This window comes from Croceibacterium atlanticum (assembly GCF_001008165.2).
Taxonomy (GTDB): domain Bacteria; phylum Pseudomonadota; class Alphaproteobacteria; order Sphingomonadales; family Sphingomonadaceae; genus Croceibacterium_C; species Croceibacterium_C atlanticum.
Genome location: NZ_CP011452.2, coordinates 1251793 through 1265594 on the forward strand (window position 1 = coordinate 1251793; position 13802 = coordinate 1265594).

Below are 13802 nucleotides of genomic sequence, written 5' to 3' on the forward strand. Positions count from 1 at the left end.
GAATTGACGGATCGATGTTTCCACCGCGTGCGCGCACCGGGCGCATCTCCGCGCCGTGAACTGCCTGGAAAGACCGGGCGAGAACGGCGCAGGCTGGTATCGCCAGCCGGGTACTGCCAGCGGAACTGCCCTGCCAGGAGCCGCACCCGCCGATTGCACCGGGTTCGGGGAATGTTGAATGCACGGACATAGTGGAAAACCTGCTATTGCGAGTTAGTCGCAATATTTCTGCGCCCTGAAATCGGGGCTGTCAACCGAGATGAACGAGCGCCTGGACCTTCCGCGAAATCAGCTTATGCGCCACCCCAGCTATTGATCTTTATTCTCAATTGCATCATTGGCGGGGTCCACACGGACCGAAAAAACCATCAGATGAAACCCCAATTCGACCAGATCCCTACCGGGGAAGCGCCCCGCAAACGGCAGGAAAAGCCAAAGAAACAGGGGATTCCGGCCTTCTGGAAACGCCAGTTCCACACCTGGCACTGGATGAGCAGCGCGATCTGCCTGGTCGGCATGATTCTCTTCGCCGTAACCGGGATCACGCTCAACCATGCCGGTTCGATCGAGGCGGAGCCGGCGATTGAAACCCGCGAACTGGTCATGCCGCAGGAAACGCTGGCCGCACTGGATGGCGCGCCGGTTTCCACGCCCGCGGACGAAGCACCGGCCCCCGTGCCGGAGCCGGTGGCGCAGTGGGTCGCCGATGAACTGGGTGTTTCCCTGTCCGGCCGCGTTCCTGAATGGAGCGAACTGGAACTCTATATCCCCCTGCCCCGCGCGGGTGGCGATGGCTGGATCGCGATAGACCGCGAAACCGGCGACGTGATCCACGAAGACACGGATCGCGGCTGGATTGCCTATCTCAACGATCTGCACAAGGGCCGCGACACGGGCATGGCCTGGTCCTGGTTCATCGATATTTTCGCGGCAGCCTGCGTCATCTTCAGCCTGACCGGACTTCTGCTGTTGCAGGTCCATGCCAGGCGGCGCCCCTCCACCTGGCCAATCGTGGGGGCGGGTTTCCTCATCCCGCTCTTCCTGCTCGTCTTCATCATGCATTGATCCGCAAAGGACCCATCATGCGCAAATCCACACCCATTGCCATTACCGGCATTGCCGCGGCGACCGGCCTCGCCGCCGCGCCCGCCGCCGCCAATGACATGACCATCACGGTCGAAATTCCGCGCCTGCGGGTGGCGGAATATCACAATCCCTATGTCGCGATCTGGATCGAGGACGCAGCGGGCAAGGCCGTGGCCAATCTGGATGTCTGGTATGATGTCGATCTGAAAGGGACCGAGGAAGGCACGAAATGGCTTTCCGACCTGCGCCTGTGGTGGCGCCGTGCGGGCAGATCGCTGAAAATGCCGGTAAACGGAGTTTCCGGCCCCACACAGGCACCGGGCAGCTATGAACTGAAATTTACCGAAGGCAGGAAGCCGCTGAGCAAACTGCCCGCCGGATCGTATAAATTGCAGGTCGAGGCGGCACGCGAAGTGGGCGGCCGGGAAGTCGTGACCATCCCATTCCAGTGGCCGCCCAGCGGCAGCAAGACTGCCTCCGCCAAGGGCAGTTCCGAACTCGGCACCATCCGCCTGACCATCAAACCCTAATCACCTGACGGGAGAACCTTCCATGTTCGCCAAGCCCAGCCTCATCGCCGCCGGCCTCGCTGTCGGCCTCGCCACACTCGTTCCAGGCAAGGCCGAAGCGCATCGTCGCTGGCTGCTGCCGACCATGACGACCTATTCCGGCGAGAGCGCCACGGTCAGCGTGGATGCCGCCGCATCGAACGAATTGTTCCTGTTCGAACATCGCCCGCTCGGCCTGGAAGAGCTGGTCATCACCGGGCCGGACGGTCAGCCGGTGGATGCCAAGGTGCTCGGCACCGGGGACCTGCGCAGCGCGTTCGACGTGCCGATGATGCAGCAGGGCACCTATCGCATCGCCATCGCCTCCAACGGAATTGGCGGCATGTATGAGCTGGACGGCAAGCGGTTCCGCATTCGCGGCGGCGCGGATGAAGTGCCCGAAGGCGCAACCAATGTCCGGTTGAGCGAGAATGCACAGCGCGTTGAAACCTTCGTGACGCTGGGCGCGCCCACGGACACGGCGCTGCAGCCGACCAATAACGGGCTGGAAATGGTCCCCGTCACCCACCCCAACGATCTCGTGACCAGCGAAGCAGCGCAGATGCGCTTCCTCATGGATGGCCAGCCCGCTGCCAATATGGAGCTGGAATTCGTGAAGGGCGATACGCGCTGGCGCGACGATGCCGGCATCCAGATGCTGACCACCGATGCCGATGGCATGGTGACGCTGAGCGTTGACGAGCCCGGAATGTATTACATCGAAGCAGCGCAGGCCGGCGGCAAGAATGCCGACGGGATCGATCGCCGGGCATCCTACACCGCGGTTCTGGAGTTCATGCCCCTGTGACCATCCAGCCCCGCCCGGATGACGAGATGGGGGACGTGGCCGAATTGCTCGTCCCCTCCGATCTCGATCCCGACAGCGTCTGCCCGCTTCCCGCGGGCCGGACCATGTCGCTGGGCGGGGAAGCACTGGGAACGGGCTGGTCGCTGACCGCCGTGGTGCCACAGGGCGTGGAAGATGCGCGGATCGAAGGGGCGCTGCAGGCCGTCTTCACCAATATCTGCGCGCAGATGAGCCAGTGGGAACCGGATTCCGAAATCAGTCGCTTCAATCGCGGCGAAAGCGGCAGCAGGCACACCATATCCCCGCAGTTTCGCATCGTCCTGAACCATGCGCTGAAAGTCGCGGAGAAAAGCGACGGCGCCTTCGATCCGGCGCTGGGCCAGGCGAGCGAGGCCTGGGGATTTGGCGCCGCGCCCACACCGGCCAGCGCACCGGAACAGGAGACGCTGAACCGTCCATATGACTGGACCGCCATCGCCATAGAGGGTGAAACCCTGGTGCAGCCCGGCGGATTGCAGCTGGACCTGTCGGGCATTGCCAAGGGCTTCACCGTGGACATGGGGCTCGCCACATTGCGCCGCCACGGGATCGAACACGCCCTGCTGGAAGTGGGCGGCGAACTGGGCGGATTGGGCGTGCAGGCCATCGGCCTGCCATGGTGGGTCGATGTGGAAGTCCCGCCCGGCTCCAACGCACCCACTGCCCGCGTCGCGCTGAGCGGGTGGAGCATTGCCAGTTCCGGCAATTATCGCCGCCGCCGCGAAATCGCGGGCCGCAGCTGGTCGCATACGATAGACCCGCAAAGCGGCCGCCCGCTGGATGACGCTATTCTAAGCGTGACCGTATTGGCCAGGCTGTGCATGGATGCCGATGCACTGGCCACGGCAATCACCGTGCTTGGCCCCGCCGGTGGCCTGGCTTTTGCCGAATGGAATGACATTCCCGCCCGTATCGTGCTGGAAAAACAGACATTGACCAGCACGGCATGGCGGGCCTGGCTGGATTGAACACGCCATGATGCTGAAGATTGAAAATGTCCTTGATGCAGAGGGCGTGCGCCGCATTCGCGAAATCATCGATGCCGGCCCATGGGTGGATGGAAACGAAACGTCGGGCCACCAGTCGCGCCTTGCCAAGCGTAACCACCAGCTGAAACAGAATTGCGAAGCTGCGGCCGAGGCCGGGCAGATGGTGCTGAATGCGATCGGCCAGACGCCGGAATTCATCGCCGCGGCCCTGCCGCTCAAGGTCTTTCCGCCGCTGTTCAACCGCTATGGCCAGGGCGAGACTTTCGGCAATCATGTCGATAATTCGATCCGGCAGGTGAAAGGCACCGAATTCCGTATCCGCAGCGATTTGTCCTGCACGCTCTTCCTCGAACCGCCCGAAGCCTATGAAGGCGGGGAACTGGTGGTGGAGGATCTGTTCGGCGAACATCGCGTGAAGCTGAATGCGGGCGACATGGTGCTTTACCCGGCATCCAGCCTGCACCGCGTGGAACCCGTGACCGGGGGCGCGCGGACGGCGTGCTTCTTCTGGTTGCAGAGCATGGTGCGCGACGATGGCGAGCGGGAGCAGCTTTATCGCCTGGATCGCAGCATCCGCGCGCTGAGCGGGGAAAGAGGCGGCGAGGATGCCGTGGTGATGGAACTGACCAATCTCTATCACAATCTCATGCGGCGCTGGGCGGACGCCTGATCCAGCCGAAATCACCTAAAATCAATTTATTGGTCAAACCCGGCCTTTCGATAGATTCTCTTACTGCAAATAATTCTCATTTGTATTGACCTGACGCGAATGACTCGCGATAGCGCCCGGCATCATATAACAGGCCAGACAGAAGGGGCATCATGAGAAACAAGGGCAATGCACGCCGCACCGCGGGCAGCTTCGTCGCACTCGGCTGCGTGGGCTTCATCGCCAGCGCGCCGGCCATGGCGCAGGACCAGTCGCAGCCGACTCGGCTGGAAGGCGTGACAGTCACCGACACGGCAGTGAATGAAAGCTACAAGGCGGAGGAGATTTCCTCCCCCAAGGCCACCGCGCCGATCCTGAACACGCCGCGCATCGTCAATGTCGTGACGGAAGACGTGTTGCAGGACACCGCATCCTTCTCCGTGGAAGAAGCACTGCGGACCGTGCCGGGCATCACTCTGGGCGCAGGTGAAGGCGGCGTGGCAAGCGCCGACATCCCCTTCATTCGCGGTACGGACGCCACGGGCGACGTATTCGTGGATGGCGTGCGCGACATCGGTTCGCAAACGCGTGAAAGCTTCGCGCTGGAATCCATCGAAGTGTCCAAGGGGCCGAGCAGTGCCTTTGGCGGCCGCGGCGCGGCGGCAGGCGCCATCAACCTCGTCACCAAGACCGCGCGCGAAGGCAATTTCGGCACTGCGCAGCTGACGGCCGGCACGTCCGACCTCGTCCGCATCGTCGGCGATGTGAACCAGCAGATCGCCGATAATGTCGCTGTCCGCGTTGTCGGCATGTATCACGATTCCGAAGTGGCCGGGCGCGATGGCGTGTTTGATGACCGCTGGGGCGTGAACCCGTCGATCAGCGTCGGCCTGGGTGGCCCGCTATCCTTCTCGCTCGACTATTATCACTACGAAACAGACGCGATGCCGGATTACGGCGTCCCCCTCACCGCCCGTGGCCAATTGCCCGATGGCAAACGCCGTCCGGCGGATGTCGATTATGACAATTTCTACGGCCTGCTTTCGCGCGATTTCCAGAAGACCAATGTCGATGCGGTCACTCTGAAGGCGCAGCTGGAACTGGCGCCGGGCGTCGTTCTGTCCAACACCACGCGCCACAGCGATACGCGCAACGATTACATCGTCACCAATCCCGATGACAGCGCGGGCAATGTCGCCGCAGGCTATGTCTGGCGCAACATCAAGAGCCGCAATTCAAAGGCCGATGGCGTGGTCAGCAACACCAACCTGTCCGCCATTTTCGAAACCGGATCGATCGGGCACAGCCTTGCCGCCGGTTTTGAATTCAACGACACGGATTCCACCAATTTCGGCTACAATGTCGACACCGGCAATTATCGCTACAGCGGTCCGGGCACCGGCTGCGAGCTGGACGGGGCGCTTTCCTCCTATAATTGCACCAGTCTGAGCAATCCCGATCCGGCGGATCCGTGGGATGGTTCCATCACGCTGCGCGATACGCCTTCGCTGGCCAGCGCGCGGGAATACAGCCTCTATCTGTTCGATACGATCACGCTCAGCGATGCGTTGTTGCTGAATGGCGGCATCCGCTGGACGGATTTCAGCGCTTCCGGCTCCGGTTCCGGTCGTGGCGGCCCCTATGACGCTTCCAACAGCGCCAGCTTCTGGTCCTGGCAGGGCGGCGCCGTGTACAAGCCGAACGATGCCGTCAGCCTCTATGTCTCCTATGCCAATGCCAAGACCCCTCCGGGCACGACCATCGGCGAAGGGGCGGAAAATATCAGCGCCAACAATGAATATTACGAACCGCAGACGACGGAGAACTGGGAAGCAGGCGCCAAGGCCGAACTGTTCGGCGGCGGCTTGCTGCTGACCGGCGCGATCTTCCGCATCGACCGCAACAATATCACGGTCAGCGATCCGGCGGGCGAGATCACCGATGTGCTGGATGCCGGCCGCCGCCAGGGTTTCGAACTGGGCGCTTCGGGTATTGTCGGGCCGGTATCGATGATGGTCGGCTATACTTTCGTGGACAGCGAATTGCGCGATGGGTCCGAAAATGCAGGCAATCCCCTGCCCCAGACGCCGAAGCACAATTTCGCCGCGACCATTGGCTGGCAGGTCACGCCGAAGCTGAGCATTGGCGGCGGCGCATATGGCTCTTCCAAACGATATGCCGATGCCGGCAATCTCGTTTCGGCCGATGGCTATATCCGTGTGGATGCCAATGCGCAGTATGACATCAACGACAATTTCGCCCTGCGGGTGAACGTCAACAATGTCTTCGACGAACGCTACATCGTGAAACTTCGGAACCCGCATTTCGCGGTGCCCGGCGCAGGCCGCCAGGCTCTCGTAACGCTTACCGCGCGTTATTGAGACTGATCAATGCGCTCGCGGAGGATACTTCGCAAATGAAAGTGACTTGCAACATCAAGCCTGAAAGCCGATGATGAGAGTCATGCATCTTGAAGCCTTCGCGAGCGCTGGATCGGGCGACGGGGCGCCGCCAGTCAACCGCAATGCGGGACATGTGGCGGGCGCCCCGGGCGCCATCGAGGCGCAAACCCCGCCCACGATATCCGGCGGCCGCTATGGCGAAGCGCACCGCCCCCGTCTGACGGTGATGGCTGGAATCGTCCTGTTTCACCTGGTGGTGATCGCCGTTCTGGCCACGGCCCGTTACAGCGCACAGGCCCGCGATCGGGAAGAACGACTGACGACTTTCTCCGTCACGACGCCGCCCCCTCCGCCCCCTGCCCCGGCGGAAACGCCGCCAGAACCGGCGACGCAGCAGGCCGCGCCCATCCTTGCGCCAGCGCCGCCCATTGCCCTGCCCCGCCCGGTTCCCGTGGCGGCGGCGCCGGTTGACCTTTCAATTTCCAGCCCGGCCCCGGCGGCCGTTTCCGTCCAGCCGCCTGCGCCCGCTGCCCCGCCACGCGCGGCCGCGCCTGCGCCAGTCGTTCCGCCTGATTTCAGCGCAGCGCAGCTTGGCAATCCCGGCCCATCCTACCCCTATCTTTCGCGCAAGGCGCGGGAAGAAGGCGTGGTGATGCTGAAGGTGCTGGTCAGCGCGGATGGCCATGCCAAGCAATTGCAGATCGAGGAAACGAGCGGTTTTGAGCGGTTGGACAAGGCTGCTGTGAAGACAGTGCGCAAATGGCGCTTCCTCCCGGCAAGCCGGGCCGGTTCCCCGTGCGAGGCATGGGTGATCGTCCCGGTAACCTTCTCGCTCAGCTGATCGGTTTTATCCGCTTCTCGCGATTGGCGAATACCAGTCCGCTCACCGTCAGAACGCTCGCCACAAGCACGGCGCCCGCTGCCCCGGCCACCCCGAAACGCTCCACCGTCCATGGCAGGGTGACCAGCGCCAGCCCGGTCGGCACTGCCCGAAGCAGGAAATTGCGCAGCGCATGGCCGCGCGAAACCAGCAGGGCTTCCAATGTGGCACCGGCCAGTTCCACGGCTGCGGCTGCCGACAGCAGGATCATCGGCCCATAGGCGGCGATATATTCTCCGCCTGCAACGGCCTTGATCACCCAATGCCCCGCCATGGCGGACAAGGCGACGGCCGCCACGCCGGTGAACAACGCGATCCGGCCAATACGCGATGCGATGTGGCGCGCAGCCTCCGGATCACGCACAAGTTCGGGATAGGTCGCCCGCAGCAAGGCCTGAGCCAGCTTGAGCAGCCCTTCGCCCAATTGCGCGGCAACGCGATAGATCCCGGCCAGCGCCGCCCCGCCAATCGCGCCCACCAGCAGGATCAACACTTGCCGGGACGAAATCAGCAAGACGCCCGAAAGGCTCGTTCCCCAGACGAAGCCCCATGCCCCCTTCTCATTCCGCGGCAGGCGGAACAGGCTGATATGGCCCAGCCGTACCTTTTGCGTCGCCAGTGCGAAGGCCCAGTATGTGCCCGCCGTTGCCAGTTCCGCCGCGGCCCAGGCCAGCAGGAAGCTGGGTATGGTGGGCGAAAAGATCGCCGCAATGCTCGCGCCGATAATGCGCACGATGGATGTCACGGAATCGGCTGTCGCCGCCTTGGCATAACGGTCCCGCAGGCGGAGAATGCCGGTGGGCGTGGATCGCAGGGCAAGCAGCGAAACGATCACATAGGCATATGCCTCGTCACGCAGATCATATGGCAGGGGCAGCCATTGTTCATGGGGAAACAGCAGCAATGCCGCCGCAACCGCCCCCACCGCGATGGAAAGAATATCCAGCGCAATGGCGAAACCCACCGCATCCTGCGCCCGTTCTTCCCGCTGGCCCCAGCGCACCACGGCCTGCCATGTCTGGAAGGAGACAAGGCCGGTCATCGCCTGGGCGAAAGTAATCATCAGGATGAAATTGCCGAAGCCTTCCAGCCCCAGCGAACGGGTCGCCAGAGCGAGATAGCCGAGACTGAGCACCGCGTTTATACCGCGCGCGCCCATCAGCCAGCCGGTGTTCTGCAATGCGCGGCGGATCATCGTGGGCGCGCCATGCCGCAAGCTCCCGATAATTGCAAAATCCAAGCGCAGGGCGCAGGGAGAAACCGGAGGAGATTTGCATGACCGCACCCGCTGTCCGTCTCGGTTTCATGAAGTTGAACGTGCCGGAAATGGCCCCTGCCCTTGCGTTCTGGCAGGAAGCGTTCGGCTTCATCGTGACACGGACTTTCGACGAGGACAGCTTCGTGGAACATATACTTGCCGTGCCAGGTCAGGAAGAAGGCCCCAATTTGCTGCTGGTGCAAAGCAGGAATGGCGGCCCGTTCTCAATCGGCAACAGCCACGGCCCGGTCGGCCTGTTCTGCGACGATATCGAGGCCAGCCACCAAAAAGCCCTGGAATGCGGGGCAGCAAGGGTGACAGGCATATTCGATGCGGGCGGCGTCCTGGTGGCGCTTCTGAAAAGCCCCGAAGGGCATGAGATAGAGCTGGTCCAGCTCCCTCAAGCCTGATCCCGCAGCCGGTCCAGCCGTGCGATATCCAGCACGATTTCGCAAAGCTGCGGGAAAAAATCAGCATCTTCCAGTTCCAGCGGCCCCGGTGCGTTGATGATCTGATTGTTGATGACGCTGTTGAAAACCTGTTGGGACAGCGCGAGGCGGCGCATTTCCTCCGGTGTCAGCACGCGGCCCCGCGCTTCTTCCACCTTGGCATGGATCGTCGCCTTCCCCGCCTCCCGATAAGCGCCATAGCGCGTCCAGTAGTCCGGATCATTTGCCGATTGCTGCAAGGCCGCATGCCACAGATTGCGATTGTCGACGATGTGCCGATAGAAGGCGTGCAGGCATTCAGAAAAGGTCGCGGCCGGATCCGCTGACGGCTGCACCTTTTCGCACAATTCGATCCCGCGCATGAAATAATTACGCATCAGCAAGTCGAGAAATTCCTCCTTGCTGGGAAAGCGGCGATAGAAAACGCCCACGGACCGCCCGGCCCTTGCCGCCAGTTCGGCCACCGACAAGTCACTGAAACTCCGTTCGCGCAACAACTCCCTGGCAGCCGCCAGGAAGCGCTGTTCCGTCTCGCGACTGCGTTCCTGCCGCGGGGCGAGCGGACGGGACAGTATGCCGTTCAGCTTGATCGAAGAATGAGAATTGGTATTCACATCTTTAACGGGAGGTAAGGATAATGGCTACTCATACAACATCTTCTTTCACGCGCCGCGGTGCAATGGCCAGTGCGGCGGGTGCCGCGGCGCTGGCCGTGTCCATGCCAGCTTTTGCCCAGGGAACGGCAAGGAAACCCAATTTCCTGTTCATCATGGCTGACGATCTCGGTTACGCGGATCTCTCCTGTTATGGGCGGGAAGAATATGAAACACCCGTGCTGGACAATCTGGCCGCACAGGGGATGAAGTTCACCCATGGCTATGCCAACAGCGCGGTATGCAGCGCAACGCGCATCGGCCTGATCACCGGACGTTATCAATATCGAATTCCCGCCGGTCTGGATGAACCGCTGCGCCGCCCGGGCCTGGGCCTGCCGCCGGATCATCCCACCTTGCCTTCCCTACTGCGTCAGCAGGGATATCACACGGGGCTGGTCGGCAAATGGCATATGGGAATGTTGCCCGATTTCGGCCCCCTGCAAAGCGGATATGACGAATTCTGGGGCAATCGCGGGGGCGGCGTGGATTATTTCACCCATGCCATCATGGGCAATCCCGATCTGTGGGACGGCGATGTGAAGGTGGAGCAACACGGTTATTACACCGATCTGCTGGCCGATCGGTCGATCCGCTTCCTGGAAGACCGGGCGAAGGAAGACCGGCCCTGGCTGCTCAGCCTGCATTTCACCGCCGCACACTGGCCATGGGAAGCCAATGACGACAAAGGCCGGGCCGAAAGTGCGCGCATTGCCCGCAAACCGGCCAATGGCGAACTGCATATCGACCATTTCGATGGCGGTGACATGGAAACCTATGCCGGCATGGTCACTTCGCTGGATAGCAATGTCGGCCGCGTGCTCGACCGGCTGGAGGAGCTGCGCCTGGCCGATAATACGGTGATCGTCTTCACCAGCGATAATGGCGGCGAACGCTTTTCCTTCAACTGGCCCTTCACCGGCATGAAGACCGAATTGCTGGAAGGCGGATTACGCGTTCCGCTGATCGTGAAATGGCCGGGGCTGACCGCGCCGGGCAGCGAAAGCACTGCCCCGGTCATGTCGATGGATTTCATGCCCACCTTCCTCGCCGCGGCGGGCACGGCCCCCGCGCCTGATTATCCCAGCGACGGAATCGATATACGCCCCGCCCTGACAGGCGCCGCCATGCCCGAACGGACGCAGTTCTGGCGGTTCAAGAACAGGGACCAGAAGGCCGCCCGGCGCGGCGCATACAAATATCTTTCGATCGGCGGGCACGAATATCTGTTCAACATAATCGAAGATCCGCTGGAACGCGGCAATCTGAAGGATCGGATGCCAGAGAAATTTGCCGAGCTGAAAACTGCCTTCGACACGTGGGATGCCAATATGCTGCATGATCCGGATGCCCCCAGCTATGGCTTCACACCGGAAATGCTGGCCGACCATTTCGGCTGGAACGACTGACGCCGTGCGCCGTCGGCCCAAGTAAAAAGGGGCGGCACCCGAAGGTACCGCCCCTTTTACTGTTCGATATCCGATCCGTGGATCAGAAATTGCGACGCAGGGTGAAGGACCATTCGCGGGGACGGCCCGGATTGCCGGTGACGACGCCGTAGCTGCCCAGATTCTCCGCCTTGCCCGTGTAATAGAACTTGTCGAAGAGATTGGACACGGCAGCACTCAGCGACCAGTTGCCGTCGGCACTGTCATAAGTCACGCGGCCATTCACCATGTGATAGCCATCGATCAGATTGTACGGATTGTTGATCGAATTGTAGAAGAAATCCGTCCGATACGACCAGTCGAGGCGCGGGGTCACAGTCGCACCGCTGTTGAATTCGGCGACATATTGCACGCCGGCCGAAGCCTGCCACTTGCTGATAAAGGGCGCGATCATATCCTCTGTCACCAGCGTCGAAGGGTTGGTGATTTCGGTATAATCGAAATCCAGATAACCGACCGATGCGTCGATCTGGAAATTGTCGACCGGCTCGAAGAAGCCTTCCAGTTCGAAACCGAAGATTTCGGCATCACCCGCATTGGACGGGATCGAGCAGGCATTCACCACGCTCTGCGGGCACTGATAACGCACCAGCTGGATATCGCTGTAATCGTTCAGGAACACCGCACCGTTCAGGCGCACGCGGCTGTCCAGCAGTTCGGACTTGAAGCCGGCTTCATAGGTCGTGACCTTTTCCGGGCCGAAATCCTGGACCTGGTCCGGCGCGGACGGACGCGGATTGATGCCGCCGCCCTTGAAGCCGGTGGCAACCTGGGCATAGACCATCACGTCGTCGGTAACGTCGTAATTGGCGCCGATACGATAATCGAACCGATCGCCGACAAATTCACCCTGCAGACCGTCCAGCCCGACAATCAGCCAGTTTTCCGTCAGCGGGATACCCGAAGGCTGCGTCCCGTCCACATTGGTGCGGGTGTACTTATACACCTTCTTGTCATCGGTGTAGCGAACACCGGCAACAATGCCGAGGCGGTCGGTGACATTGATTTCGGCATGGCCGAAAGCGGATACGCTGCGATTGGTGACAGCATCCTTCTGATAGAAATCGAACAGCAGGGTCGGGATCGCGGTGCGGCCCGACAGCGTATCGTTGGCGTCGTAATAGAACCCGCCCACGGTCGCATCGATCAGCCCGTCAGCAATCTCGGCGGACAGGCGGACTTCCTGCGTGAACTGTTCGTGCCGGTAATTGAAATCCTGCAGCAACAGGGCCACCGGCGCGCCGTCCACATCGATACCGCTGCTGCCGTCAGCCACACGATAGCCGGTGATGGAGGTCAGGTTCAGCGTGGGGCTGAGTTCAACATCCACCTTGCCGGACAGGCCCCAGCTTTCAGTCGATGCCTTGGGCGCGGTCTGGAAGCCGCCCGGCGCCACCTGGTACAGCGTGCCGAAGTCGGTCGTGTAATTGCCGCCCGTGCCATAGGTGGCATAGGTGGTGTAGCTTTCCGGACCCGTGATGAAACGGCTGTCGAAAGGAATTCCGCCTGCCGCATTATCCGCATCGTAGAAACGCACATTGGGATTGTCGGCATAGATCAGCTTGCTGGCGACGGTTTCGGAATTGTCCGAAGCGTAATCCGCGCGAAGGTTGATCTCGAACGGCGAATCATAAGGAGCGTAGCGCAGGGCCAGACGCACGGCCTGCAGGTCACGCCCGCCTTCGGTGCCGAGCTTGCAATCCTTTTCGCCGGTTCCCTGTGTCGGAATGCCTGAATCCGGATAGACGCAGCCATAATCGAGACGCGTCATGTAGCCGTCAGAGCTCTTGGACACGCCGGAAACGCGGGCGAACAGATCCTCCGCAATGGTGAAATCGGCGCTGCCGCGGAAGTCGAGCCGGTCGAAACGGCCATAGGTAGCCTCGATGAAGCCATCGCCCGAACCGTCCGGCTTTTCAGTATAGAGCTTGACCGCGCCGCCGACGGAGTTCTTGCCAGCCAGCGTGCCCTGCGGACCGCGCAGCACTTCGACACGGTCGAGATCGGTCAGATCCATGACGGCACCAAAGGTCGTGCCGTAATAGATATCGTCGATATAGATGCCCACGCCCGGTTCCAGCGCGAAGCTGGCGTCTGCCTGGCCGATACCGCGAATGAAGGCGGCGATGGAATTGCCCTGCAGGCCGGTGGCCGGTTCCAGCGCGACGTTGGGCGCGAAATCGCCCAGATCCTCCACACTGCCCTGACCGCGCGCATCCAGCGTCGCGGCATTGACCGCCGTGATGGCGATCGGCGTTTCCTGGAGGTTCTGTTCACGGAACTGCGCGGTCACGACAATGGCGGAGCCATAGTCATCGCTGGCGCCCGCATCGTCCTGTTCCGCAGCCTGATCCTGCGCCAGAGCCGGTGTAGCCGCGACCAGCGCGAGCGATGCCACCGTGGCGCCATAAATGGACTTGAGGGAATTCGGGCGGGTACGAAAATTCATCAAATGCTCTCCCAAAGGGCCTCGAAGGGGGTTCTGGGCCGTTGGGCGGCCGGTAGGAAACCTATGGGAGATGATGCAAGACAAAATCTAACGACCGTTAGATTATCCTAACGACCGTGACGATTTTGTAACGCCTGATAAGGT

Annotated in this window: 12 protein-coding genes; 9 read left to right on the forward strand and 3 right to left on the reverse strand. The window is 61.6% G+C overall.

The features are described 5' to 3' along the window. The first annotated feature begins 372 nt into the window (after positions 1-372). The 7 genes from WYH_RS05905 to WYH_RS05935 all read left to right on the forward strand — a co-directional run bounded on the left by WYH_RS05905 (position 373) and on the right by WYH_RS05935 (position 7362). Positions 373-1065, forward strand: a complete 693-nt coding sequence (locus WYH_RS05905) for a PepSY-associated TM helix domain-containing protein (RefSeq protein ID WP_046903104.1) — start codon at positions 373-375, stop codon at positions 1063-1065. Between the two features lie 17 nt (positions 1066-1082). Next, positions 1083-1616 carry a DUF2271 domain-containing protein gene (locus tag WYH_RS05910; RefSeq protein ID WP_046903105.1) on the forward strand — a complete coding sequence of 178 codons (534 nt, stop codon included), beginning with the start codon at positions 1083-1085 and terminating at the stop codon, positions 1614-1616. Between the two features lie 22 nt (positions 1617-1638). Continuing rightward, positions 1639-2442 carry a DUF4198 domain-containing protein gene (locus WYH_RS05915; protein ID WP_046903106.1) on the forward strand — a complete coding sequence of 268 codons (804 nt, stop codon included), beginning with the start codon at positions 1639-1641 and terminating at the stop codon, positions 2440-2442. Further along, positions 2439-3449, forward strand: coding sequence for an FAD:protein FMN transferase (locus tag WYH_RS05920; RefSeq protein ID WP_053833425.1), 1011 nt, complete (start codon positions 2439-2441; stop codon positions 3447-3449). The genes WYH_RS05915 and WYH_RS05920 overlap by 4 nt, the downstream gene beginning before the upstream one ends. Positions 3450-3456: 7 nt before the next feature. Then, positions 3457-4140 (forward strand): Fe2+-dependent dioxygenase, encoded by a 684-nt coding sequence (locus tag WYH_RS05925; protein ID WP_046903107.1) that lies wholly within the window; start codon positions 3457-3459, stop codon positions 4138-4140. 152 nt (positions 4141-4292) lie between these two features. Beyond that, entirely contained in the window at positions 4293-6500 is a 2208-nt protein-coding gene (locus tag WYH_RS05930) for a TonB-dependent receptor (protein WP_046903108.1), read from the forward strand. A 73-nt stretch (positions 6501-6573) separates the two neighbouring features. Further along, positions 6574-7362, forward strand: a complete 789-nt coding sequence (locus WYH_RS05935; RefSeq protein WP_244877972.1) for an energy transducer TonB — start codon at positions 6574-6576, stop codon at positions 7360-7362. Here WYH_RS05935 and WYH_RS05940 read toward each other — a convergent pair. Then, on the reverse strand, positions 7355-8596 hold the full coding sequence (locus tag WYH_RS05940) for a lipopolysaccharide biosynthesis protein (protein WP_156320076.1): 1242 nt from the start codon (positions 8594-8596) through the stop codon (positions 7355-7357). The two genes, WYH_RS05935 and WYH_RS05940, sit on opposite strands and share 8 nt — an antisense overlap. 80 nt (positions 8597-8676) lie before the next feature. On the opposite strand from WYH_RS05940, the gene WYH_RS05945 reads away from it, so the two are divergent. Then, positions 8677-9069 (forward strand): VOC family protein, encoded by a 393-nt coding sequence (locus tag WYH_RS05945; RefSeq protein WP_156320077.1) that lies wholly within the window; start codon positions 8677-8679, stop codon positions 9067-9069. Here WYH_RS05945 and WYH_RS05950 read toward each other — a convergent pair. Beyond that, positions 9060-9722, reverse strand: a complete 663-nt coding sequence (locus WYH_RS05950; protein ID WP_046903110.1) for a TetR/AcrR family transcriptional regulator — start codon at positions 9720-9722, stop codon at positions 9060-9062. The two genes, WYH_RS05945 and WYH_RS05950, sit on opposite strands and share 10 nt — an antisense overlap. Positions 9723-9745: 23 nt before the next feature. Here WYH_RS05950 and WYH_RS05955 point away from each other — a divergent pair, with 23 nt between their 5' ends. Further along, a complete protein-coding gene (locus WYH_RS05955; protein WP_046903111.1) occupies positions 9746-11170 on the forward strand; it encodes a sulfatase-like hydrolase/transferase in 1425 nt (474 codons plus the stop codon). Between the two features lie 82 nt (positions 11171-11252). Here the strand turns inward: WYH_RS05955 and WYH_RS05960 are convergent, their stop codons facing one another. Then, positions 11253-13658: a TonB-dependent receptor gene (locus WYH_RS05960; RefSeq protein ID WP_046903112.1), complete on the reverse strand. Its 2406-nt coding sequence runs from the start codon at positions 13656-13658 to the stop codon at positions 11253-11255. Positions 13659-13802 lie beyond the last annotated feature (144 nt).